This is a genomic window from Nocardia sp. NBC_00416 (genome assembly GCF_036032445.1).
Taxonomy (GTDB): domain Bacteria; phylum Actinomycetota; class Actinomycetes; order Mycobacteriales; family Mycobacteriaceae; genus Nocardia.
Window position 1 is genome coordinate 2,062,193 of the sequence record NZ_CP107932.1, and the last position, 23,763, is coordinate 2,085,955.

A 23,763-nucleotide genomic window follows, 5' to 3' on the forward strand; every position below is an offset into this window, starting at 1 on the left:
GAGCCATCGCAAGGTCACCAACTGGAATCGGACACCTCGGGACCTCGGCCGGAGGAATCACGGCGATGGTCGACGTACTCGACGTCGGTGAACTTCAGCTCGGGTTCGTCCTCCGCGGCATCGAAGGCCTCACGTTCTTCCGAACCCGGTGCGGCAGTGGGTACTTCCGGCTCTTCGGGCATCTGGAATTCGGGAATGCCCTCGAGCACATCCGACAGTTTCGGTCGATCGGCCCGCGCGGCCATCAGCGGCTGCGCCAACTCATGGGCCCGGCGGGTCACTTCCTCGGCCGCCTTCTGCGCGGCCTCGGTCACCGCCGCGGCGATCTCGGTGTAGCTCAATTCGTCGATATCGTCGGCGAATACGGTCTCGATGACCGCGCTGTTGGCGTTCACCGTGACGGTGACCTTTTTATCCCGCGCCGATGCGGTCGCGGTCAGCCTGGCGCGCTGCTGTTGCAGCTGCGCGACCAGTTTCATCTGTTGCTGGAAACTCTCCAACGCCGACGCGGCGGCGTCGGAATATTGCGAAGACATGAGTCAGACCGTCCGCCGATTGCTCGCGCCGGACAGCCGGCCCGCCCAGGCCGGCGATATCGTCACGCCTGCGCCCCTTGCCGTTCCTGGAAGCGCTGCTCGAAGCTCTTCACGAAGGTGGTCGGGGCGATCGACGAGGACGAATGCTCCAGCACGCCGTCGTCGGCGATATAGAAGATGGCCCGGCCGATCGCGATCTCGCCACGCGGCACCGGCACATAGACCATCCAGCCGCAGCTGAACCGGTCGGCGGCGAGCTGATCCAACGGGTATCCGGTGGTGTCCAGACCGCGCCCCTCGATGTAGCCGCGCACCCGGAAAATGGCCTCGTCCTCGGGCATCTGCTCAGGCAGCGACGCGACCACACCGGCCAGCGCCAGCTGGTACATCGCGCCGTCGACATCGAATCGGTCTTCGTCGAACAGGTTCGCCACAGTCTCCCGGGTGACCACACCGACCTCGGCGGCCGACACCAGAGCCGCTGCGGCCGAACGCTGTTCGGCGCTCGGCGGCTGCGCGGCCAAGCCCGCGATGATGCCGACCACGGTGTTCGCGGTCCACACACCGGGCACGGCGGTGGCGCAGGCCTCCGCGGCCGGGGACTCACCCCGGTACCAGCGACCGCCCTCCCACCAGTAGGCGAACGACAGCAGTCCGGTCGCCGCACGCGGGTTCAGCACCGGGTTGGCAACCCAATCCGGCGCACCCGCATAGAACTTGGGCATCGCGGCGCCGTCGTTGTAGGTGGCGTCCAGGTTCGGGGACTCCCACACCCCACCGGAGAGCACCGCCCGGCCGTTCGGCAGCGAATACAGGGTGGCGCCACCGCGCCGCGAGCTCTCGAACCAGCCCATCGACGGCAGTACCCGCGGCCCCCAGTCGGAGCGGGCGGCCACGAACGCCGCGCCGATGCACGCCCAGCGTGCCCACATCTCCGGGAAATCCGGGAACTCGTTCTCCGCCAGCACCGGCCACACCTTGGCGGCCTTGTCCGCGCGGGCCGCGGCGGCGGCTTCCTGCGGCGAACGGGTCTGCCGGTTGCCGTGACCGATGTACGCCGCCAGCCAGACCGGCAGCGTCTCGCGCGGATATTCCGTCAGATCGGTCCGGTAGGCCTCCGGGTCGAACAACTGCCCTTCGGGGAACGGTTCGTCACCGAAGTCGTAATCGACCTCGAATTCGCCTTCGGCGCTCAACCGCACCAGCAGCCGCCACCACGGCTCGCCGTCCAGCTCTGCGACCAGCGCCCGATGCTCGCGCACCTGCTCCAGGACGGGCGCGGGCGGCTCGGTCCGCATCGAACGCTCACTGTCGACGTAGACGACCTCGGCGACCCCGGCGGTGGTGGTGAGCACGAACACCGCGTCCAGCTGCGTCCATCCGGACGGACCGGCCGTGCCGAGCGCGTCGGCGATCTGCCGCGCCAGCACCCGGTCCCGGCTCTCGGCTACCGATTCCTCGGCGGCCTCGTCCGACCCGGCCGGCTCGGCGGTTCCGTCGGAGTCGCCCGACAGACTGAAACCCAAGTCGGGCGTCTCGTCCTTCTTCTTGTCTTCGCCCGGGTTTCCGTTGTTCTGGTCGCTCACAGTCCGCTTCCGCCGATCGTCATCGTGTCTACCCCTATATACTGGCACGGTCCCCGCCCCGACCTCTCCCAAGAATGGGAAGCCCAGCGGGGACGCGAGCAGGTTCTAGGACGGTCTCCTCAGCTCATACTGCCGTATCGGAATTCTTCATCGCCACGGCCGGTCAGACCGCGCGCCGCAGGTTCTCGCTGGAGATGTCTTCGGATCCGTCCATCGCCTCGGCCGCGCCGCGGCTGTCACCCACGCCGGAAGTGTACTGATCGAAGGATTCCGACAGCGCGGCGAGATTCTTGCCGGCCGACGTGCACTTGGCCTTGAACCCGTCTTTGCCGTCGGTGAATTTGTGCCCGAAATGATCGGTGCCACATGCTTTGCTCATATTGCCCACCACCCCGGTGGCTTTTGCGGATATGGCCTCGAAGTCGTCGCGTAGGTCGCTCAGCAACTCCGCCGCGCGACGCAGTCCATCGGGGTCGACTTCGACTTTCTTCGGCATGGTGGTCCTCATCCGTTCGTCCTGGCTCGCCGCAATTTTTTCACGACACCTCATCGTTTGATCCCCAACATTGGGAAGCTCCGCGGCAGTGAGCGCGGCATACTACTTGGCGCTCCGTGGCCGCGGATCAGCTGTCCACAATGCGACGAACGCACATCCCCAGCGCTCGTTCGCCGCCCGCACACGCGGCCCACACATTCGGTAGCGCACGGCGCACGAGTCGAATCAAGTACCGGAGTTCTGTGATCGCTCCAGGCGTACCGGCCGTTCGTTATGACCTCGCGCAGAATCCGCCGTCCCACCCGAACAAGATCGTCCCTGTTGCCGCCGGCCGTCGTATTGTTGCTCATCGAGTTGAACTCCGGCGCGGTCACAAGCCAACGCGGACAGTTCGTTCGAGCGACGAACCGCCGTTCGCGGACCGTCGCCGCGGTCACCTGTGACAGCGACCGACGTCGTTCGCTGCCCCGCCGCGCACCTGACCTCCACGGCGACGGCCGTCGCGGCATCACAAATGCCGGGCCGCACCGCCGGTCGATTCCCGCTGTCCGAAAGAAGATCGTGTCCAGAGTTTCCACCCGTATCCTGGTCCTGCTGCTGACCCTCGTCTCGGTCGGGATCCTCGGCGGCGGCGCCGACGCCGAACCGCTCTATCCCCAACCGGATCCGGACCCCTTCTACACCGCACCCCCCGATCTGTCCGCGCTGGAGCCGGGCGATGTGGTCCGCACCCGCAAGATCGACACCGGTGTGTACGTGGGCACCGAGGGCTGGCAGGTGGCCTTCCGGTCCACCAATTCCGCGGGCGATCCGATCATGGGCATGACGACGGTGCTGCTTCCGGTCGGCGTCGCCAAGCCGCCCCTGGTCTCGTACCAGGCGCTGATCAATTCGCTCGGCACCCGGTGCAACCCGTCGCGGTCGCTGTTCAACGGCGAACTGCAGGACGCGGTGGGCGCCATGCTGCCGATCGGGCGCGGCTGGGCCATCTCGGTGCCCGACTACCTCGGGCCCAACGTCGCCTATGCCGCCGGACGGCTCAGCGGCATGGTCACTCTCGACAGCGTGCGCGCCGTGCAGCGGGTCACCGAGCTGGGCCTAGCCGACTCACCGGTCGCCCTCGCCGGTTATTCCGGTGGCGGTCTGGCCACCGGATGGGCCGCGGCGCTCCACCCCTCCTACGCACCGGATCTGAAGATCGCCGGGGTGGTCGCGGGAGGTATCCCGGCCGATCTGGAGCAAATGGCACTGGGTCTCGGTTTCGCGCCGCATCCGGGTTTCGGCCTCGCCTTCGCCGCGGCCATGGGGCTGGAGCGGGAGTATCCGAAACGGCTGCCGATCTCGGATCAGCTCAACGAGAACGGGCTGTGGTTCCGGGAGTTCACCCATGACGCGTGCCGCCGGTTCCTGTTGTTCCACGGCGCCTTCCGCAGTGCTGAGCAGATGGCTGCGTCGAAGAATCTGATGAACAGCCCCGAAGCACACCAGGTGCTGCGCGAGAACAGCCTGCGCTATTTCGAGGGCGTGCCGACGGCGCCGACCTATCTGTGGCAGGGGCGCTTCGACACCCTCACCCCCTATGACGGGGTCGCCGAGTTCGCCGATCGGTACTGCCGCGCGGGCGCACCGGTGAAGCTCACCACCTATGACATCGCCGAACACATGACCGCGGCGGCCGCGGGATTCGCCGACGCCTGGAACTTCGTGGAAGCCCGGTTCCGCGGCGAACCGGTGCCCAAGAGCTGCTGAGCGGCGGCTCCGCTGTCACGCCCGCGTCCGGGCCGGTCGGCTGTGCGCAGTCGGCCGACCGGCCGGAATGCCGGCGCTCCCGTCGCCTTCGCGCGCCGGATCCAGCCGATGGACAGGCCCGGCCCGTGCGGCGGTAGCGGAGTCAGCCTTCGGGATACCGGCGGGTGGCGTTCGCCGTTATCCGTCGTTCCCTCGTTGCGCCAGCCGCGGGCGGTCAGGATATCCGATGATCGAGTATTCGGTGACCAGCCGTCGTAATCCCGCGAGATCCTTCTCGTCGGCCATTTCGTCGGTATCCACGTCCAGGATGTGGTGTCCCGGCGTCACGAAGCGGGCGGAACGTCCGATATCGCCGCCCGCGTGTTCGACGGTGACCGCACCCGATATCGCGGTGATCCGACCGCAGTCGTCGTACTCGACCTGCACCCGCATACGACCCCCTCAGATTTCGATCGGACTCGACCAGGCTATGTAGAAGTAGTAGTAGACCGGCTGTGAGGAGCCGCTGTTGTGGATCTCGAAACGAGTCTCGTCGTGACCGCTTCGATAGTGCCCGATATTGCGCACCACGATCTCGGCGGCAACGGATCCGTCACAAAAGGCGGTGAACAGATAGGCCCGGTTGTCCCTGCCCCAATCGCCGCCGGCAGCCCACCAGTAATCGGTTTCTCCCGACGCCAGCGGACCGCCGAAATTGCAGAACGAGCCGACCCAGTTCAGGGGCACAACCTGAGCCATCAGACCTCCCTGGAATCATGCTCTCGCCGATATCCTCGTGGTCCACGGGCGGGGCGCGTGGTCGACAGTCCGGACCGATCCCGCACCACCATTATCAGTGGGCACGACCTCGATGTCACCGGTCGCCGGAAATCGGAAGTATTGCGGATCGGTATTGCTGGACCGACCACCCGCTACACGCCCGGTTCACTCACCGCCTCCCGCGGCGAGGTGGCCCAGCAAGCGCGCGGCGGCCACCTCGACAGTGTGGTCCGGACCGCGCCCACTGGGTAGCTCTGTACCCGACTCCCCCGGTTGCAGCGGCTCGAGCGCGGCGAGCTGGGAATCGAGCAGCGACGCCGGCATGAAATGGTCACCGCGCGCCGAAATCCGGTCGAGCAGATCGGCACGGTCGGCGGTCAGCAGTAGGAAATAGGTTTCCGGGGCCATACTGCGCAGGCTGTCCCGGTAGCGGCGGCGGCTGATCATCGCCGCTCCGCCCAGGCGGTTCTCGCACCGGAGACCGGCAGGTCCGGCCACCGGTGATGTTCGCCGGACGCGCGGGTGACTCTCACCGAACAACGCGGTGCGCTGGCCGAGATCTGCATTCTCCGCCTCTCGTTGCGTGCGAGCGGTCGCGGAACGGCATCCCGACGGAAAGCGATCCCAACCTAACAGCCGCGTCGCACAGCCCCCGCGACTGTTGCCAAGACGAGACCGGCCGGCGCCCGGGCCGCGCGCCGCGATATCGGGCGTTTCGCCCGGCCGATCCCGAGTCGGTTCGAGGTCTGTCGCCGGCCGGCGCGCGGCCACCGGTCGCGCGCCGGCTCGGCACCGCTCCCTGTTCCCGGGACCGGACAAGGCGCTGTCCGCCCGACGGTCCCCATGCGAACGAATTCATCGCGCTCCAGCGGTGGGCGGCTCGGGCCGGCGAATCGATTGGGCCGATACCCGGTCCACCGAACCCATTGGCGTGCAGAGCAATCGGAACCGAGTGGCGTGGTCCGCCCCGGCCGTCGGCTCATTTCGCCTGAGCACTCCCCACACCCGGAGAAACCGGAACCACCGCATAATGGTTCAATTTCCGGCGTACGCCCGGCACGCAGGAGGAATAGAACGAATGGCAACGCGTTACTCGAAAAGGGACCGGACGAAACTCGTCAACCGGGTGAAAAAATTGCTCGCCCAAGGTAAAACAGTTAACGCGGCGTGCACTCTGGTTTCGGAGGGTGAAGGCGGTGTCCCCGCTACGAATACACTGGCCAACTGGGTGCGGGCCGCCGGACTTTCCGATGGCGCCGCGGAAATCAGCCCCGCCGCGCCGGTGAAACGACGGCGCAAGCCTCGTATCGTCGTCACCGAAACTCCGGCCGCGACGGTCGACGTGCTCGAGGCCGATGCGGACATCTCCTCGCCCGAAGCCGATGCCCAGGTGGAACCGGCTCCGGCGCCCGACACCGTCACCGACGGCAGCGAGGTCGTGGGTGACGGGATCCATCCGCTCCCCCCGGTCGACGAGCCCGCCGCCGAGTTGGTGCACGTGCGCACCGCGGACGCCCCGGCGGAATCCGACCTCGACGATCTCCTCGACGAGAACCACCGGCTGCGTACAGCACTGACCGAGGCCAATCGCGAGATCCGCGCCATGCGCGATCTTCTCGTCGTCTACGCCAGCCGCTGAGCTTCTTCGATATCCGCGCGGACGTGACGAGGTAGGTGTCGGCGGCAGGTTCGACCGGACAGCTGGGCTTGACCTTGACGCTACGTCAAGGTTGCAGCCTTGCCCAATGACGAACAACAGCACCTCTTCCGCTCGGCTCGCGCCGCCGGTCGGAAAGTTCCAGGAAATCGACGGCCGGCGCATATTCGTGCATCGGTCGGGCGGCGGCGGACCGGCCGTGGTGTTCCTACCGGGCGCGAGCGCGGTCGGACTGGATTACTTCGTTGTTCAGCAGCACGTTTCGCGATTCACCACGGCCGTGATCTATGACCGCGGCGGCACGGGCTACAGCGAGGGCCTGCCACTGCCGCGCACTGCCGCGGCAGTGGCCGCGGAACTGCGTGACCTGCTGCGCGCCCAGCACATCGCCGGTCCTTACGTTCTCGCGGCACACTCGCTCGGCGCCTTCTACGCGCATCGGTTCGCACAGCTGTACCCGCGGGATGTCGCGGGACTGGTCTGGCTGGACGGCTTACACCGCGACTGGGACGACTTCATGCCGCCCGCGCTGAGTCTGGCCGCGGCCGAGCGGCTGGGGCCGGACCTGGAGCAGCTCGAACGCACGCGTCCGGCTCGGCGCGCGATGCACGCGCAGTTGTACGCGGACTACCCGGAGGACGTGCGATCTCCGTTGATCGATGCCCGGATCAGCACTGAGTGGATGCGCGCGGGGATCGCCGAGCGCACCGGGCTGACCGAACTGGCCGCCGAACTGCGTGCCGGCCCGAACATTCCCGACGTCCCGTTGGTGGCGCTCACCGTGGTGGGTGACGATCCCACCCAGCAGACATCGCACGAAATGAACAACGCCAAGACGAGAATGGACGCGGCCCTGGTGAGCCGGCTCTCGCACGGGGAACAGCGCGTCCTCTCCGACACCCTGCACCACCGCCTCTGCTTCGACCGACCCGACGCCGTGGTCCGGGCGATCCGTGACGTCGTCGCCCGGGCGGGTCGCCCTTAGACTCGGCACGGCCGGTCCGGACGAACGGAGGTGAACGGTGCTCACGATCAGCCAGCTCGCGGCGACCGCCGGCGTGACCGTGCGCACCGTGCGCCACTACCACCACGTGGGTCTCCTGCCCGAGCCGGAGCGCGATGCGTCCGGCTACCGCCGCTACGGTGCGCAGGCGGCGGTGGATCTCATCCGGATCAGAACCCTGGCCGATGCCGGTGTCCCGCTGGCCCGTGTCGACGCGCTGCTGCACGCGCAGCCGGCCGAATTCGCCTCGGCCATCACCGATATCGACGCCGAGCTGCAGCGCAAGATCGACCAGCTCACCGTGTACCGCCGCCGGATCACCGAACTGGCCGGCGGCGAAAGGCTCGTGCTGCCTCCCGAGGTGGTCGCCGTCCTGAATCGGATGCGTGGTCTCGGCGTCAGCGAGCGGCGGGTGCGGCTCGAACGCGATTCGTGGATCCTGCTGCGGGCGCTCGACCCGCACGCCGTGCCACAGCGGGTGCGGGAGAAGAACGCCGCCTTCGACGATCCCGAGACGACGCGCCTGTACCTCGCCTGTGATCGATCGTTCGACTGGGATCCCCAGGATCCACGCTTGGATCAGCTCATCGACGACCTGGACGCCTGGGAGATCCGATATGAACGAGACGGCAGCGCATCCGGGCATCTGAAGCTGGTCGCCGACCGGATCTCCGAGGCCGCACCGGCCTGGCAACGCATCCTCGAGGTGCTCGCTCACCGCGCCGCGCGGCGCCGGACCGCCGAGGGCGGCGGCTGAGCCGGGCCTTCCCCCGATTCACGCGGGTGTCGCCGAGCGGTTCGACGACCCGGCCGTCAGGCCTTCCCAGGCGCTCATCGCCGCATCGATGACCCGCGCCGCGTCCGCGGGCGTACAACCGTCCCGGGCCCGAATCGCCAATCCGTGCATCACGGTCAGGTAGAAGGAGGCCGCGGCCTCGACGTCGGCGCCGGCCGGGACATCGCCCTCGGCCACGCCGCGGCGCAATCGGGCCAGTACCGCGCCGCGGTCGTGCTGCCGGCGCTCGGCCAGGAGTGTGCGCACGTGCTCGTTCTCCGGAGTCGCGTTGGCCGCCGCCAGCACCACCATGCAGCCGAGCGGTGTCGCCGGATCCAGGTTCGCGGCGGTCCGCTCGCGCAGCATCAGCTCGATCGCCTCCCGCGCGGTCCGGGGCTCGTCCAGCGAACCAGGGGTCTCACCGGCATAGAGGGCGACCGCCTCGCGGAACAGTTCTTCCTTCGAACCGAAGGCGGTGTAGAGGCTGCGCGCGCCGATACCCATGGCCGCGGTCAGCTCGCTGATGGACACGCCTTCGTAGCCGTGTTCCCAGAACAGGTGCATGGCGGTGCGCAGGGCCTCGTCCCGATCGAACCCACGGGGCCGTCCCGGACCCGGCATAACCACCTCCACGCTGCGCTGTTGACAGCCCCATAGTATCCGAGGATAGGATTTCCGCACCGATCACTGCAGAAATAATGGGAGATGAGATGGGTATTGAAGGTAAGGTCGCACTGGTTACGGGCGGGGGGCGCGGAATCGGCGCGGCGATCGCGCAGCGGCTGGCGGCCGACGGCGCGGATATCGCGCTGACCTACAACGCCTCGGCCGACCGGGCCGAACAGGTGGCCGCGAAGATCCGCGACACCGGCCGGCGCGCACTGGCCGTGCGCGCGCCCGCCGCCGACGCCGACGCCGTGCCCACTGCCGTGGAACGGACCGTCGCCGAATTCGGCCGACTGGACATCCTGGTCAACAACGCCGGCATATTCCCGTACGGCACCATCGACGAACTCACCCTGGAACAGTTCGACGAGACCGTGTCCCTGCACCTGCGGGCCGCCTTCGCGGGGGCCAAGGCGGCGAGTCCGCACCTGCCCGACGGCGGCCGGATCATCACTATCGGCAGCAACCTGGCCGAACGCGCCACCCGGCCGGGCCTGAGCCTGTACTCGATGACCAAGGCCGCGCTCGTCGGCTTCTCCAAGGGCCTGGCCCGCGACCTGGGTCCGCGCGGTATCACGGTGAACGTGGTGCACCCGGGCTCGACCGATACCGAGATGAACCCGGCCGACAGCGCGAGCTCGGACGGCCAGCGGGCGATCACGGCGCTGGGCCGGTACGCGGCGGCCGACGAGATCGCGGCCGCGGTCTCCTATCTCGCGGGCGAGGGCGGAAGTTTCGTCACGGGTTCGGCGATCACCGTCGACGGAGGCGCGAACGCATAGGCGACTCAGTCCGGCCCCGCACCGAACCCGCGGATTCCGGCCGTCACGTCTGTCAGCGCCGCGAGTACGAGGCCCTGATGCGACGCGGCGATACCCCGACCGTCACAGCCGCGCCGCCGCCTCGTCCTCCATCCGGCCGAGCGCCCCATAGATCTCGCTCTCCAGCGCGAGCAGGTCGAGATCTCCCTTGCGCCGGGGCCGGGGCACATCGATCGTGAATTCGCGGAACACCCGGCCCGGGCGCGGCGACAGCAGGATCACCCGGTCGGCCAGGTAGACCGCCTCGCCCACGTCGTGGGTGACGAAGACGACCGTCCGGCGACGGCTCTCCCACAGCGCCAGCAGATCCCGCTGCAGCTGGATCCGGGTGAGGTGGTCGACCGCGCCGAACGGTTCGTCCATGAGCAGGACGGCCGGTTCGGTGGCCAGCGTCCGCGCGATTCCCGCGCGCTGGCGCATGCCGCCGGACAGCTGATGGGGGTACTTCCGTTCGAAACCGGCCAGACCGACCTGGGCGAGATACTCGGCGGCGGCCGCCCGGCGCTCGGCTTTCGGCACCCCCCGGAATTCCAGCCCGATCTCCACATTGCGGGCCACGGTGCGCCATGGGTACAGCGAGGCATCCTGGAAGACCACACCGATACTGCTGTTCGTCCCGGCGACCGGCGCACCCTCGAACAGCACCTCCCCCTCGGTCTTGTCCTGCAGTCCCGACAGGATGTCGAGCAGGGTGCTCTTCCCGCATCCGCTGGGACCCAGCAGTACGACGAACTCGCCTTCCTCGATGGTCAGGTCGATATCGTCGAGCGCTCGCACGGGCGGATCGGTGCGGAATTCTTTGCCCAGACCTCGGACTTCGAAGGTTGCCACGGACATACCTCGCTGATCGTGTCGTTGCTGTCGCGCTGCGGCGGGGTCAGCGCGCCGGCCGCGGATAGGTGAATTCCTTCACGTACTCCTGCGGGATGAACTGCGTATCGATGTATTTGCCGGCCTCGTATCGCGAATCCTGCAGACCGAACTCGATTTCGACGTCCTGGGTGTCCTGGATCGCCACCGGGTCGACCGCCGGGTTGTTGTCCCAGATATCGTCTTCCTGCCGCAGCGCCAGTTCCACTGCCGCGGGGTCGATGGTGGACAGCTTCGATTTCAGCCAGGGCAGGTACTCGTCGTAATGCTCCTTGGCGTAGGTGTAGGCCTTGAAGTAGGCCCGCAGACTGCGGCGCAGCAGGTCCGGATCGTTGTCGATCACGTCGTTTCCGGCGATGAGCACACCGGTGTGGTAGGTCGGCAGATAGTCCCAGCCGCGGGCCAGGGTCACCGATTTTCCGTCCAGTTCGCCGAGGGCCGGGAACGGCTGGTGGATGATCGTCGCGTCCACCTGTCCGCTGGTGAGGGAACCGTAGGCCTGCTCGTTCACCCCGTTGGCGATGAAGCTGACATCGTCGGGGTTCACCCCGTTGGCGCTGAGGATCTTGCGCGTGTAGGTCTCCATACTGCTGCCGGCTGTCGCGATTCCCACGGTCTTGCCGCGCAGATCGGCGAAGGAGCGGATACCGGGCCGCGCGATCAGGAAGAACGGTCCCTTGCTCCGGAAGGCCGAGCTGATGATCTTGATCGGCGCACCTTTCTCGGCCGCGCGCAGATAATTGCTGGTGGGTCCGAACGCGAATGTCAGCTCCCCGGTCGCGACACCGGTGACCGCGTCCTGGACCTGGGTGAACTTCACGTCGAGACCTTCTTCGTCGAAGAAGCCCTTCTCGACCCCGAACCGGATCGGGAGCTGGGTATAGGACGTGCTGTCCTGCAGTGTGAGGGTAGTGCGGCCGTCGCCGGAGGAGCCGCCGTCGCCCGCGAGGGACTCGACGGTGCCCGAGCAGCCGGTCGCCGCCAGTACCAGGGCCAGCGCGCCGGCCAATACGGCGAATGATCTCTTCTTCAAGACAGTCGTTCCTTCGGGATGGGTGATCGAGGGGAGCCGGGTGTCAGGCGTATTTCCAGCGGAGCAGCACCTTCTTCTCCAGAAGGTTCACCCCCGCGATGATGAGAACCGAGAACACCGTGATGGACAGGACCAAGGCGAACAGCGTCGCGGTGTCGTAGACGCCGATGGCACGGTTGAGCATGTTGCCGAGCCCGGCCTTGGAGGCGATGATCTCCGCGAACAACGCCGCGACCAGCGCGGTGCCGGCCTCTATCCGCAGCGCGGCGACGATACTCGGCGACGCGGACGGCAGGATCACCTTCACGATCGTCTGCCACCGGGACGCCCCGTTCGCGCGGGCGACCTTCAGATGGCTCTCCTGCACCTGCTTGATACCGGCGATGGTGTTGAAGACGAACATGAAATAGCCGAACAGGAAGACGATCACGATCTTGTGGTTGACGCCGACGCCCAGATAGAGCGTGAGCAGTGGGATGATCGTGACCTTCGGGACGGCCATGGTGGCGCCGACGAACGGGTTGAGGAAACGTTCGGCGGTATGCGACAGCCCCATATAGATTCCGGTCGCCACGCCGAACACGAAGGCGAGCAACGTACCGACAGCCGCCTCGTAGAGGGTGATCAGCAGATTGCCGAAAAGATGTTCCTCGGTGATCAGCCGCGGAAACACCGCCAGGACCTGGGTCGGTGAGGCCAGATAGATCGCGCCCACCCGGCCGGAGTCGACGAGCCACTGCAGGATCGACAGCGCGGCGATCACCACGGCCAGTTGGCCGCCCACGACGGCCAGGTTGCGCGGTGCGACCGCGGACCGCAACCGCCCGGTCCGCGCCGGCGTCCGGGGCGGCGCTGCGGCCGTCGGGCCGGCCAGTGCCTCGGCTTGATCGAGAGCCACCGTGATGGTCCTTTCAGTTCGGTTCTGTCAGAGCCGGACCCGGGCCGCGATGACGGTTGCCGGGCCGCCCGAGCCGCAGATGGTCGCGGAAGGTGGTGCCGTCGTAGTCGATGCGGAAGAGGCCGCGGCGCTGGAGTTCGGGAACCACCAGCTCGGTGAAGGCCCGCACCGAACCGGGCACGAAATCGGGGAAGATATTGAAGCCGTCGGCCGCGTCCTGCTCGAACCAGAGCTGGATATGGTCGGCGATCTCGATCGGGTCACCGACCACGGTCCGGGATCCGACAGTGATGCCGTTGATCAGGTCGAAATAGGTGATCGGTTCCGGGCCCGCGACGGTTCGCCGCGTGGTCGCGGTGATGCCCGCGAACACTTTCCGTCCCGCGTCGCCGGACCCGTCGAACACCTCCTGCGCGACCGGATCGTGGATCGTCCGATCGGTGACGTCTACACCGAGCACCTGCGATACCGAGGCGAGATTGCGTTTCAACCCCTGGCCGAGCCCCCCGAACCGCACCGAGTCCACGGTTTCGTGTTCCGGATCCAGCGGGACCAGCGCGTTGAGGCGGTCATAGACCTGTACGGCCGCCGCGGTGGTGGGCGCCACGACCACACTCAGGCCGGGCAGGATCTGGATCTCGTCGGGGCCGCGGCCGTACCGCGCCGCCCGCGACTTCACATCGGCGTAGTACTCCCTGGCCGATTCGAGGTCCGGCTGACCCGCGAAGATGACATCGGCTTCCCGCGCGCCCAGTTCCCGCGAACGATCGGAGGTGCCCGCGTGCAGCAGCACGACCTGGCCCTGCGGCGGCCGCGCCACGTTCAGCGGCCCCTTCACCGAGAAGTGTTCTCCGACATGGTCGATGGTGTGCAGTTTCGACTCGTCGATATAGCGTCCGCCGGACTTGTCCCGGGTGAACGCGTCGTCCTCCCAGCTGTCCCACAGATCCCGGACGACCTCGACGAACTCATCGGCCCAGTCGTAGCGTTTCTCGGTATCCCAGTGCCCGTCGCGGCTGAAGTTGTACGCCGCGGCGCCGTCGGCGCCGGTCACCAGATTCCATGCCGCGCGCCCGCCGCTGAGATGGTCCAGGGAGGCGGTCAGCCGCGCGACCGTGTACGGATCGTAGTAGGTGGGGTTGGCGGTCACCGCGATCCCGATATGCGAGGTCGCTGCCGCGATCGCCGACGCGACGGTGAACGGCTCCATCCGCGACATCTGCGCCGGATTCGTCTTGGCCAGCGCCGGGTCGGTGGCGAGCCGGTCGCCGAGGAACAGGAAATCGAACTTCGCGTCCTCGACCAGCCGGGTGACTTCCTGTATGAACCCGATATCGAAGGCGCCGTCCGATCTGGCTCCCGGGTATCGCCAGCCCGCCGTGTGGGTGCCCGTGGCCCAGAACATGAGTCCCAGGTGCAGTTCCCGCTGTTTTCCGGACATGGGTCACTGTCCTCCAGCTCGAGTGTTCTGGTGGGCCCAGCGGTTGGTGGGCCGGCTCAATCCGAGATGTTCGCGCAGAGTGTGGCCCGTGTACTCGGTGCGGAACAGTCCGCGCCGCTGCAGTTCGGGAACGACGTGTTCGGCGAAAGTCCGGAACTGTTCGGTGAGGTAGGCGGACTGGATGTTGAAGCCGTCGCAGGCGCCGGATTCGAACCAGGCCTGGATGTAGTCGGCGATATCGACGGGGTCGCCGACCACCACGTGCCCACCCACGATATGGGTGTTGAGGAGGTCGCGGACGGTCAGCGGCGCACTGCCGCCGACCGCGCGCCCGGTACGGGCCGCCGTCGTGTTCAGCAGCGCGCGACCGGCGGCCGTGAACCGCGCCGCCGTACCGTCGTCCAGCGCATCGCCGAGCCGCCGGTCGGTGAGATCGGCGCCGACTCGCTGGGACAGGGCCCCGAGATTGCGCGAACCCGGACCCTGCGCTTCCCGCGGCGCGGCGGCGCCCGCCGTCCACTCCACGGGATCGGCGCCGCCGTAGCGGATATCGTCGTCCAGCACGATCAGGTCGTTGAGCCGGTCGTAGAGTTCGCGCGCCGCCTGTCGGGTCGCGGCGACGATGGGGGTGAGACCGGGCAGGATCGCGAGCTCGGACGGCGCCCGGCCGAATCGGACCGCACGGCGGCGGATATCGGCCGCGTAGCCCTTGCCCTGTTCGATGGTCGCGGCCGCGGCGAACAGGACATCCGCCTCCCGCGCACCCAGGTCACGCGACCGGTCCGAGGTGCCCGCGTGCAGGACCACCAGCTGCCCCTGCGGCGGCCGGGCCATGTTCAGGGGCCCGCGGATCCGGAACGATCGGCCGCGGTGGTGCACCGGATGGATACGATCGGCCACGACGAACTCGCCGGTCTCCGCATTGCGGACGAAGGCGTCGTCCTCCCAGCTGTCCCACAGATCGCGTACCACGCCGACGAATTCGTCGGCCCGGTCGTAGCGGGTGGCGGCGTCACCGTGTTCGGTCCGGGTGTAGTTGGCCGCGGCCCGGTGATCGGCGCCGGTGACGATGTTCCACGAGGCGCGCCCGGCCGAGATGTGGTCGAGCGAGGCGGTGAGCCGGGCCAGGTTGAACGGTTCGTAGTACGTCGGGTTGGCGGTGACCACGATGCCGATCCGGCTGGTCGAGGTCGCGATGTAGCTCGCCGCGGTGAACGGTTCGATGCGGGCCAGCACCGAGGTGTTGGTGAACTGGTACTCCGGACCGGTGGCGAGCCGGTCACCGAAGAAGAAGAAATCGAACTTGGCGGATTCGGCGAGCTGCGCCAGCTCGACGAGGTATCCGCCGTCGAACCCGCGGTCGTGGACGGCCTCGGGTAGCCGCCAGCCCGCGGGATGGGTGCCGTTGGACCAGTACATGTAACCGAGGTGCAGGCTCCGGTCGGGTGCGGGATCGACGCTCATATCTGCCTCTGCGTGGATTGGAAGATGGTGGTGCTCAGACATGTGCCGCAGTCCCCGTGACCTGGCCCGGCGCGCCGCTGAGGTCACCGGTGAACAGGGCGGTGAGTTCCGCGAACTCGGCCGAGGTGGGCCGCCACCGGGAAGCGGCGAGATTGTCGTCGAGCTGGTCCGGTTCGGTGACTCCCGCGATCACGCTCGATACCGGTTCCTGGGCGAGCAGCCAGCCGAAGGCCAGGGCCGTCGGGGTCAGTCCACGAGCGCGAGCGAACTCGGTGTAGCGATCGAGGGCGTCCCACGGCGCGGCGTCCAGCAGATGCTTCTTGAGGTTGGTGATCTTGCGACCGGCCGGAACGCTGTCGCGCCGGTACTTTCCGGTGAGCAGCCCGTTCTGCAACGGGAAATAGGGGAAGAAGCCCAGCCCGTACGCGGCGAGCGCCGGGAGCAGCTCCTTGCCGGGCTCACGCCAGAGCAGGTTGTACTCGTTGGTGGCCGAGACGAACCGGGTGAGCCCGTTGAGGCGGGCGGTGTATTCGGCGTCGGCGACCTGCCAGCCCGCGAAATTCGAGTTGCCGAGATAGCGGACCTTTCCCTCGTGCACCAGATCGTCGAGCGCCGAGAGGGTTTCCTCGATCGGCGTCACCTGGTCCGGCGTATGGATCTGGTAGAGGTCTATCCAATCGGTCCGGAGCCGGCGCAACGACGCCTCCACCGCCGACCGGATGTAGCGGCGCGATCCGCGGACTCCCCAGTCCGGACCGTTGAGGCCCGACAGGCCGATTCCGAATTTCGTGCCGATGACGACCTGGTCGCGACGGCCGCCCAGGGCCTTGCCCAGCATGGTCTCGCTCTGCCCGGGGTGATCGCCGTAGACATCGGCCACATCGAAGTAGGTGATCCCCAGATCGAGGGCACGGCCCACGATCCGATCGACCGCGTCCTGGGTGTCGGCGATCATGCCGGTCCGGCCGAATGTGCTGGCCCCGATCCCCACTTCCGACACCACCAGACCCGAATGCCCGACCGCCCGGAACCCTTCCGGCAGTGCGCCGACCGCGCCGATCCGGGATGCCGGTGCGCCGGGAGGGTGGCGGCGGGACTCGACTGCAGTCATGGGCTTCTTTCCAACAATCCGGGGGCACCGCTCGGCGGCGGCCGTCTCCCGGAACTGACGTATCGAACACGGTCACGCTAGAGATCCCAGGCAACTTCGAGCAACACATCGCATTCCAGAAATCGGAATAGTTGACCTCGGTCAATATTCGTGCATCAGCCGATTTCGCTCTGGCAACCTGGAATATCCGCGTACCGCACCCGGGCCGATACCTCGGACTCCCCGCTAGTATTCCGGTGATCGGAATACAGGCTCGCGGAAACGGCCGCGGGTCGCCCCGAAAGGACAACACGTGGCGGTCAACCAGCCGGGACTGCAGACGGTCTCTCGCGCGCTCGCCGTACTGCGGTGCTTCCAGGGCGATATCGAACTGGGCGTCACCGATATCGCGCGCGCCGAGAATCTGCCCATGAGCACGACCCACCGGCTACTGCAGGCACTCCTCGAATCGGAGTTCGTCGAACAGGACGAACGGACCGGCCGATACCGTCTCGGTGTCGCGCTGGCCGAGTACGGCCGGCTCTCCTACCGGCGGCATCTGATCTATTTGGCCGAACCTCATATCGAGCAGCTCGCCGCGGAAACCGGCACCGCGGTCTCACTGGCGACGCGGCACGGTACCGATGCCCTCAACCTGGTCTTCACACGGTGGCGAGAGGCGCACGGGCACAACCTTTCCGAGGTCCGCTTTCCGCTCCACGCCAGCGCCCTCGGTAAGGCACTGCTCGCCTGGTCGCCGGTGACCCGGGAAGAACTCGACGCCCTCCCGTACCACCAGGGCACCGACCGCACGCCTGCCGACGCCGAATCACTCGGCGCCGAACTCGAACTCGCTCACGCGGCCGGTTACGCGATCAACGACGAGCAGACCGAATGGGGCTACCGCATCATCGCCGTTCCCGTGCTCGACACGAACGGCCACGCCCGTTTCGCGCTCGGTGTCCGGGGGACCACCGAGCTGATGATTCCCGAGCGGATACCCTTCCTCGCCGACCTCGCGCGCGTCACCGCCACCGCTATCTCGAACACCCTGTTCCGCGATGCCACCCGGACGTGATTCCGCGGCCGGAGGTGGCCGTGGCGGATCCAGGGTGTTACGTCCGGGGCAAGCAGCCCCGGGCCGGCGCCGAGCGCGTCGGGCGGATCGACCGCCTCGGACGCCGGTGAGACCTCCGTGCGACTCAGGCGGTCGGGCCAACGGTGAGGTCACGACCGGCAGCGTCGAGCACCCGGCCGAAGGCATAGGTGAGCACCGGCCGGACCACCCATCGCGTGAGCGGTGCGCAGAGCGGCGCCGGGCGCCCGTCAGCCGTTCCGGAACACCGCGAGCACCTCGGCTGGACTACCAGTTGGGCGAGGCCTGCACCCCGATGCCCTCCGGAATTGTCCGATCGGAGACCGGGGACGACGATCGGGCACCAGGTCACCCCAGGATCAGCGGCGCGATGTACGCACGGGCGAATGCGGCGAGTTGCTCCTCGGATTCCAGGGCGATCGCACCGACCGGCTGCAGGATCAGCGAGTGCACGATCCGGGCGGCGATCTCGATCCGAGTGGTGAAGTCGGGAGTCTCGGGCAACTGCCGCTGCCGCAGCGCCTCGGTCAGGATGGCGGCGGTCGTGCCGACCGCCATGGTGAAGAAGGGCCCGCCTTCGGTGGTGACATAGGGCAGCAGCCGCCCGGGTTCCAGCGCGAGGACGCGATTGATCAAAGCGTGCTCCCGCCACCGCGTGATCACCGTGCCGAAGATATCGGCGACGATCGCCTCCATGCTCTCGTGGCGAGCGGGTATGCCCTCGAGTTCGGTGAGCAATTCGCGCACTTCGCGGGCGCTGACCGCGCGGACGAGATCGTCACGGGATCCGATGCGCCGATAGACGGTGCCGCGGTCGACTTCGGCCTGCCGGGCGACGTCTCCGATCGTCGTCTTCTTCACGCCGAGCCGCTCGAACTGCACGCGAGCCGCGTCCAGGATGCGCACTTCGATACTGTCGGCGGCGGAGCGGTCTTTCGAGGTAGGAGCGGGGGCGGACACGGGACCACGCTAGCAGCGATGGGCGATTCTGCAACAATCTCAAAGAATTCGTTGCGACAACATTGCAAAGCAATATGTTGCATTGTACGGTCGGCGTATGGCTGATGACGGTGCGACGACGCGCTCCTACCGGGAGGAAGCGCACGCGATCCACGCCCGAGACGTGCACTTCGACTTCTCGACGGTTCCCATGCACTACATCCCGGGAGAAGTGCTGGCGACCCACGTCACCAATGTGATGCACCTGGTGCTGCCCGAGGGCGAGCGGGCCATGGCCACCTGCCTGGCCGAAGCCCTCCCGCATATCGACGACGAGCGCCTGCGTGAAGAGGTGGCGGGGTTCATCGGCCAGGAGTCGATGCACGCCAGCAGCCACGAGGGCGCGCGGCAGCATCTGCAAGCGATCGGCCTGGACGTCGAATCGTATGTCGAGAAGATCGGCTGGCTCGTCGACCGGGTACTGGGTGACCACGGACTGACCGGTCGCGCCGAACAGGAGTGGCTCAAGGAACGCCTCGGCCTGTTCGCCGGGATGGAGCACTTCACCGCGGTCATCGGCGAATGGCTGCTCGAATCCGAAGTCCTCGCCGAACTCGGTATGCACCCGACGATGCTGGATCTGGTCCGCTGGCACGGCGCGGAAGAGGTCGAACATCGCAGCGTGGTGTTCGACGCCTATATGCATGTCGACGGCGGATACGCCCGACGCCTCCGCACCGGCCTGCTCGCCAGCGGTTTGCTGCTGCCCCTGTTCGTGATCTCCACCGCATACCTCTACCGCAAGGACCCGAGCCCCGCAAAAGGACGGTTCTGGGGCCGGCAGTTCGTCAGCGCGACCCTGCGGGGCGTGATCCCCAGCTTCACCACCTTCATCACCGAGATGCCGCGCTACCTGCGGCCCGGCTTCCACCCCTCCCAACTCGGGTCGATGGACAACGCGCTGCGCTATCTGGCGCATTCACCCGCGGCCCGCTCATGACCACCGCGCCCGCGAGTCTGCGGTTGCTCGGTCTCGCGGTGGACGCGTACAAGAAGGTCTTCACCAACCCCGCCCTCTCACCGCCGAACCCGGTGCGCCGCAGCGGCTTCGACCTCGAGGTCGCGGTGCGCGAGGTGCGCGCCGAGGCGCACGATGTCGTCTCGCTGACCCTGGCGCGGCCGGGCGGAGAGCAGCTGCCGGCATGGCGGCCCGGCTCCCATCTGGACCTCTTCCTGCCCTCGGGACGGCAGCGCCAGTACTCGCTGTGCGGTGACCCCGCGCAACGGGACCGCTACCGGATCGCGGTGCGCCGCATCCCCGACGGCGGCGGCGGATCCCGCGAGGTCCACGAGCTGCGGCCGGGTGACCTGCTGCGGATCCGGGGCCCGCGCAACGCGTTCACCTTCGTCGATTCCGCGCCGTCGTACCTGTTCGTGGCCGCCGGTATCGGTATCACCCCGATCCTGCCGATGGCGCACGCGGCCGGGTCGCGCGGCCGACTGGTGTATCTGGGCCGGTCGCGGGAGACCATGCCCTTCCTCGACGAATTGCCCGGCGACTGTGAGATCCGGCCCGACGACGAGACCGGGGTAGCCGATATCCCGGCCCTGCTGGCGACCGCGGCACCCGGCGCCGCGGTGTACGTCTGCGGACCACCGCCGGTCCTGGAGGCGGCCCAGCGCTGTCTGTTCACCCTGAATCCCACCGGATCGCTGCACACCGAACGTTTCTCGGCGGCGCCGGTGCTCGACGGGCACGAATTCGACCTCACGCTGGCCCGATCCGGTCGCCGCGTGCGGGTGGGTGCGACCGAAACGACCCTCGACGCCATCCGGCGGGTACAGCCCGCTGCCGTCTACTCCTGCCGCCAAGGGTTCTGCGGCACCTGCAGAACCCGCGTCACGGCCGGCGAGATCGACCACCGCGACCGGCTGCTGAGCGAGCGCGACCGCCTCGGACACATGTTGACCTGTGTGTCCCGTTCGGCCGGCGGACCGCTGGTACTCGATCTCTGACTTCGAAAGGCCCGGCTCCATGACCGCACGATTCCCCCTCTCCCCCTCCGATGACACCTTCCTCGACACCACCGACCGCCGCTACACCCATATCGTCGACATACCGGCCCCGGTGGAGCGGGTATGGGACGCACTGGTCGCGGACGACGCGCTGGTGTCGTGGTCACCGGTGATCACGGCCGCGCGCTGGACCTCGCCGCGGCCGTTCGGCGTGGGCACCACCCGCGAGATGACACTCGGCGGCATCCTCCGGCTCGACGAGCGGTTCTACCGCTGGGACGAGGGGTCGCGGATGACCTTCACCGTCGACGCCGCCTCGATACCCGGGCTGAGCCGGTTCGCCGAGGACATCACCCTGCTCCCCTTGGCCACGGGCACCCGTCTGATCTGGACGTTCGCCCTCGAGGGGGCAGCGCCGCTGCGACCGCTGCTGGCGGCGGCGAGCCCGGTCAACCGGTTCGTCACCAAGACCATCGCCGGCGGCGCCGCCCGCCGGGTGGGCGCCGATCCGGTGGGAGCACGCCGATGAGCCACGACACCGTCGAACACCGCAGCATCGTCGTACTGGGCGCCGGTTTCGGCGGTATCGGGCTGGCGATCAAGCTGCGGCAGGCCGGTTTCGACGATCTGATCCTGCTCGAGCGGGCCGCCGATCTCGGCGGAACCTGGCAGGCCAACACCTATCCGGGCTGCGCCTGTGATGTTCCGTCCCAGCTGTACAGCTATTCCTTCGCCCCTAATCCGGACTGGTCGCGGACCTACGGCAAGCAGCGCGAAATCCTCGAATATCTGCGCCGGGTCGCCACCGAACACGATGTGGTGCGCCATATCCGGCTCGGCACCGAACTGAACGAGGCCCGCTGGGACGAAGACCACCGCCGATGGCGGATCGAGACCTCCCGCGGCCCGCTGACCGCCGATTACTTCATCTCCGCGGCCGGGGTGTTCGCCGAGGCCAAGTACCCCGAGCTGCCCGGTATCGACAGCTTCGAGGGCACCGCGTTCCATTCGCTGCACTGGGACCACACCCACGACCTCACCGGACAGCGGGTAGCCGTGATCGGCACCGGAGCGTCCGCCGTGCAGTTCGTTCCCGAGATCCAGCCGAAAGTAGCCGCGCTGACGGTGTTCCAACGGTCCGCGCCGTGGATCGTGCCGCGGATGGATCGGCCGACCCTCGGTCTGGAGCGCGCGTTGCTGCGCCGCGTCCCGCTCGCGCAGAAGGCCGTCCGCGGTACCTGGTACACCCTGATCGAGGGGTTCGGCCTGGTGGGTTTCGTCGACAATCGCTTCCGCCACCCGTACGAGATGCTCGGCCGCCTCCAGCTGCGCCGCCAGATCCGCGATCCACGGTTGCGCCGCAAGGCCACGCCCGATTACGTGATCGGCTGTAAACGCGCGATCTTCTCCGACGCCTACCTGCCGGCCCTGGACCGCGACAACGTCGACGTGGTCACCGACGGTATCGCCGAAGTGCGGCCGCGCTCCATCCTGACCCGCGCCGGAGCCGAGATCCCCGTCGACACCATCATCTACGGCACCGGCTTCACCTCGATCCCCACCGCGTTCGAGCGGATCGTCGGCCGGGACGGCGACTCGATCGCCGACCTCTACCACCAGCGGCCCCAGACCTATCTGGGCGCGGCGATGGCCGGGTTCCCCAACTTCTTCTGCACCCTGGGTCCTTTCGGCGCTGCCGGAAACCAGTCCGCCATCTTCATGCTCGAATCGCAGATCTGCTACATCGTCGACGCGCTGACCACGCTGCGCGATCGCGGCGCGAGCCGGGTGGAGGTACGGCAGGCGACCCAGGACGCCTTCGTCGAGGAGATGGCCCGGCGCAGCGCCGACACAGTGTGGCTCACCGGTGGATGCCAGAGCTACTACACCACCTCCGACGGCGGCAACGCGGGCCTCTACCCGAATTGGAGCTTCGAATACCGGCGGCGCACCAGACGATTCGATACCGAGTCCTACGAGGTGACCCGATGAGACCGACGCTGCCCGATCCCCGGGGCTGGCTCACCTCCGCCACCTATGACGTGAAGGGCAAGGTAGCGCTGGTCACCGGCGCCGGGCAGGGTATCGGCCTCGAGCTGGTGACGATTCTGCACCGGCGCGGCGCCGTGGTCGTAGTGGTCGATATCGACGAGAGCGCCGCGCAGCGCACCGCACACGATCTGGGCTCCCGTGCGCACGGAGTGGGCGCGGATGTCGCCGATCGCGGCCGGATGGACGAGGTGATCGCCGAGGTCGTCGATCGGTTCGGCGGCGTGGACATCGTGGTCGCCAATGCCGGTGTCACGCCTGTGCCCGCCACGATCCGGACCATGGACCCGGCCGATTTCGATCGGGTCATGAGCATCAATCTCACCGGGGTGTTCAATACCGTGCATCCGGCGCTCGACCATATCGTGCGGTCCCGGGGTCATGTGGTGCTGGTGTCCTCGTGCGCGGCGTTCGCCCCGGGGATGGGAGGCTCCCCCTACATGGTGAGCAAGGCCGCGGTCGAACAGCTGGGCCGCGCGCTACGGGTGGAACTGGGTGGCTCGGGCGCCACCGCCGGAATCGCCTATTTCGGCGTCGTGGAGACCTCGATGACCCACGATGTGCTCGACGCCGACGATCTGGGCCGGCGGATCAACGATCTGCTGCCGTGGCCGCTGAATGTGCGGATCACCGCCGAACACGCGGCGCGCACCATCGCCGACGGCATCGGGCGCCGGGCCGCACGCACCATCGCGCCGAGCGGTTGGCAGCCCTACGCGCTGCTGCGGGGCGCGATCAATACCGTGCTCGACAGCCGCCTCGCCGCCGATTCGACAGTGCAGGAACTCGTTCGCGCCATCGAGCGGCGCCGATGACCCT

General features: G+C 67.8%; 25 protein-coding genes. 11 read left to right on the top strand and 14 right to left on the bottom strand.

Going from position 1 to position 23,763, the window contains the following annotated elements:
- Window positions 1-14 precede the first annotated feature (14 nt).
- The 3 genes from OG804_RS08295 to OG804_RS08305 form a co-directional block, all read right to left on the bottom strand.
- A complete protein-coding gene (locus tag OG804_RS08295) occupies window positions 15-536 on the bottom strand; it encodes a YbaB/EbfC family nucleoid-associated protein (protein ID WP_328395558.1) in 522 nt (173 codons plus the stop codon).
- A gap of 62 nt (window positions 537-598) precedes the next feature.
- Window positions 599-2,122: a hypothetical protein gene (locus OG804_RS08300; protein WP_328395560.1), complete on the bottom strand. Its 1,524-nt coding sequence runs from the start codon at window positions 2,120-2,122 to the stop codon at window positions 599-601.
- Window positions 2,123-2,285: 163 nt separating this feature from the next.
- The gene (locus OG804_RS08305; protein ID WP_328395562.1) at window positions 2,286-2,630 is read right to left on the bottom strand and encodes a hypothetical protein; all 345 of its coding nucleotides are present in this window, start codon (window positions 2,628-2,630) and stop codon (window positions 2,286-2,288) included.
- A gap of 570 nt (window positions 2,631-3,200) precedes the next feature.
- Between OG804_RS08305 and OG804_RS08310 the strand changes: the two genes are divergently transcribed.
- Window positions 3,201-4,367 carry a lipase family protein gene (locus OG804_RS08310; protein ID WP_442941863.1) on the top strand — a complete coding sequence of 389 codons (1,167 nt, stop codon included), beginning with the start codon at window positions 3,201-3,203 and terminating at the stop codon, window positions 4,365-4,367.
- A gap of 177 nt (window positions 4,368-4,544) precedes the next feature.
- Here OG804_RS08310 and OG804_RS08315 read toward each other — a convergent pair whose 3' ends face one another.
- From OG804_RS08315 to OG804_RS08325, 3 genes are all read right to left on the bottom strand, one after another.
- The gene (locus OG804_RS08315; RefSeq protein WP_328395564.1) at window positions 4,545-4,799 is read right to left on the bottom strand and encodes a hypothetical protein; all 255 of its coding nucleotides are present in this window, start codon (window positions 4,797-4,799) and stop codon (window positions 4,545-4,547) included.
- A 9-nt stretch (window positions 4,800-4,808) separates the two neighbouring features.
- Window positions 4,809-5,105, bottom strand: coding sequence for a hypothetical protein (locus tag OG804_RS08320; protein WP_328395566.1), 297 nt, complete (start codon window positions 5,103-5,105; stop codon window positions 4,809-4,811).
- A gap of 186 nt (window positions 5,106-5,291) precedes the next feature.
- A complete protein-coding gene (locus OG804_RS08325) occupies window positions 5,292-5,573 on the bottom strand; it encodes a hypothetical protein (protein ID WP_328395568.1) in 282 nt (93 codons plus the stop codon).
- A 631-nt stretch (window positions 5,574-6,204) separates the two neighbouring features.
- On the opposite strand from OG804_RS08325, the gene OG804_RS08330 reads away from it, so the two are divergent.
- The 3 genes from OG804_RS08330 to OG804_RS08340 all read left to right on the top strand — a co-directional run bounded on the left by OG804_RS08330 (window position 6,205) and on the right by OG804_RS08340 (window position 8,543).
- On the top strand, window positions 6,205-6,765 hold the full coding sequence (locus OG804_RS08330; protein ID WP_328395570.1) for a hypothetical protein: 561 nt from the start codon (window positions 6,205-6,207) through the stop codon (window positions 6,763-6,765).
- A 106-nt stretch (window positions 6,766-6,871) separates the two neighbouring features.
- Entirely contained in the window at window positions 6,872-7,768 is an 897-nt protein-coding gene (locus OG804_RS08335) for an alpha/beta fold hydrolase (RefSeq protein ID WP_328395572.1), read from the top strand.
- Between the two features lie 37 nt (window positions 7,769-7,805).
- The gene (locus tag OG804_RS08340) at window positions 7,806-8,543 is read left to right on the top strand and encodes a MerR family transcriptional regulator (RefSeq protein ID WP_328395575.1); all 738 of its coding nucleotides are present in this window, start codon (window positions 7,806-7,808) and stop codon (window positions 8,541-8,543) included.
- Window positions 8,544-8,561: 18 nt separating this feature from the next.
- Here OG804_RS08340 and OG804_RS08345 read toward each other — a convergent pair whose 3' ends face one another.
- Complete coding sequence (locus OG804_RS08345; RefSeq protein ID WP_328395577.1) at window positions 8,562-9,182, bottom strand: TetR/AcrR family transcriptional regulator; 621 nt, start codon at window positions 9,180-9,182, stop codon at window positions 8,562-8,564.
- An 89-nt stretch (window positions 9,183-9,271) separates the two neighbouring features.
- Between OG804_RS08345 and OG804_RS08350 the strand changes: the two genes are divergently transcribed.
- Window positions 9,272-10,009: an SDR family NAD(P)-dependent oxidoreductase gene (locus tag OG804_RS08350; protein ID WP_328395579.1), complete on the top strand. Its 738-nt coding sequence runs from the start codon at window positions 9,272-9,274 to the stop codon at window positions 10,007-10,009.
- Between the two features lie 102 nt (window positions 10,010-10,111).
- Here OG804_RS08350 and OG804_RS08355 read toward each other — a convergent pair whose 3' ends face one another.
- The 6 genes from OG804_RS08355 to OG804_RS08380 are packed head-to-tail and all read right to left on the bottom strand — an operon-like array spanning window position 10,112 to window position 16,865.
- Complete coding sequence (locus OG804_RS08355; protein WP_328395581.1) at window positions 10,112-10,879, bottom strand: ABC transporter ATP-binding protein; 768 nt, start codon at window positions 10,877-10,879, stop codon at window positions 10,112-10,114.
- A gap of 46 nt (window positions 10,880-10,925) precedes the next feature.
- A complete protein-coding gene (locus OG804_RS08360; protein ID WP_328395583.1) occupies window positions 10,926-11,951 on the bottom strand; it encodes an ABC transporter substrate-binding protein in 1,026 nt (341 codons plus the stop codon).
- Window positions 11,952-11,994: 43 nt separating this feature from the next.
- Complete coding sequence (locus OG804_RS08365) at window positions 11,995-12,849, bottom strand: ABC transporter permease (protein ID WP_328395585.1); 855 nt, start codon at window positions 12,847-12,849, stop codon at window positions 11,995-11,997.
- Window positions 12,850-12,862: 13 nt separating this feature from the next.
- On the bottom strand, window positions 12,863-14,290 hold the full coding sequence (locus tag OG804_RS08370) for an NtaA/DmoA family FMN-dependent monooxygenase (RefSeq protein WP_328395587.1): 1,428 nt from the start codon (window positions 14,288-14,290) through the stop codon (window positions 12,863-12,865).
- A 3-nt stretch (window positions 14,291-14,293) separates the two neighbouring features.
- Window positions 14,294-15,754: an NtaA/DmoA family FMN-dependent monooxygenase gene (locus tag OG804_RS08375; RefSeq protein WP_328395589.1), complete on the bottom strand. Its 1,461-nt coding sequence runs from the start codon at window positions 15,752-15,754 to the stop codon at window positions 14,294-14,296.
- 34 nt (window positions 15,755-15,788) lie between these two features.
- Window positions 15,789-16,865, bottom strand: a complete 1,077-nt coding sequence (locus OG804_RS08380; RefSeq protein WP_328395591.1) for an aldo/keto reductase — start codon at window positions 16,863-16,865, stop codon at window positions 15,789-15,791.
- Between the two features lie 292 nt (window positions 16,866-17,157).
- On the opposite strand from OG804_RS08380, the gene OG804_RS08385 reads away from it, so the two are divergent.
- Window positions 17,158-17,922: an IclR family transcriptional regulator gene (locus OG804_RS08385; protein WP_328395593.1), complete on the top strand. Its 765-nt coding sequence runs from the start codon at window positions 17,158-17,160 to the stop codon at window positions 17,920-17,922.
- A 366-nt stretch (window positions 17,923-18,288) separates the two neighbouring features.
- On the opposite strand, the gene OG804_RS08390 is transcribed toward OG804_RS08385, so the two are convergent.
- Window positions 18,289-18,900 carry a TetR/AcrR family transcriptional regulator gene (locus OG804_RS08390; RefSeq protein WP_328395595.1) on the bottom strand — a complete coding sequence of 204 codons (612 nt, stop codon included), beginning with the start codon at window positions 18,898-18,900 and terminating at the stop codon, window positions 18,289-18,291.
- A gap of 97 nt (window positions 18,901-18,997) precedes the next feature.
- On the opposite strand from OG804_RS08390, the gene OG804_RS08395 reads away from it, so the two are divergent.
- Genes OG804_RS08395 through OG804_RS08415 form a run of 5 tightly spaced genes read left to right on the top strand, consistent with a single transcriptional unit; the run spans window position 18,998 to window position 23,759 of the window.
- Window positions 18,998-19,879: a metal-dependent hydrolase gene (locus tag OG804_RS08395; RefSeq protein ID WP_328395597.1), complete on the top strand. Its 882-nt coding sequence runs from the start codon at window positions 18,998-19,000 to the stop codon at window positions 19,877-19,879.
- Entirely contained in the window at window positions 19,876-20,895 is a 1,020-nt protein-coding gene (locus tag OG804_RS08400) for a PDR/VanB family oxidoreductase (RefSeq protein ID WP_328395599.1), read from the top strand. Before OG804_RS08395 ends, OG804_RS08400 begins: the two co-directional genes overlap by 4 nt.
- Window positions 20,896-20,914: 19 nt before the next feature.
- Entirely contained in the window at window positions 20,915-21,424 is a 510-nt protein-coding gene (locus OG804_RS08405; protein ID WP_328395601.1) for an SRPBCC family protein, read from the top strand.
- Window positions 21,421-22,887: a flavin-containing monooxygenase gene (locus OG804_RS08410; protein ID WP_328395603.1), complete on the top strand. Its 1,467-nt coding sequence runs from the start codon at window positions 21,421-21,423 to the stop codon at window positions 22,885-22,887. Before OG804_RS08405 ends, OG804_RS08410 begins: the two co-directional genes overlap by 4 nt.
- Window positions 22,884-23,759, top strand: coding sequence for a short-chain dehydrogenase/reductase (locus tag OG804_RS08415; protein WP_328395605.1), 876 nt, complete (start codon window positions 22,884-22,886; stop codon window positions 23,757-23,759). The genes OG804_RS08410 and OG804_RS08415 overlap by 4 nt, the downstream gene beginning before the upstream one ends.
- Window positions 23,760-23,763 lie beyond the last annotated feature (4 nt).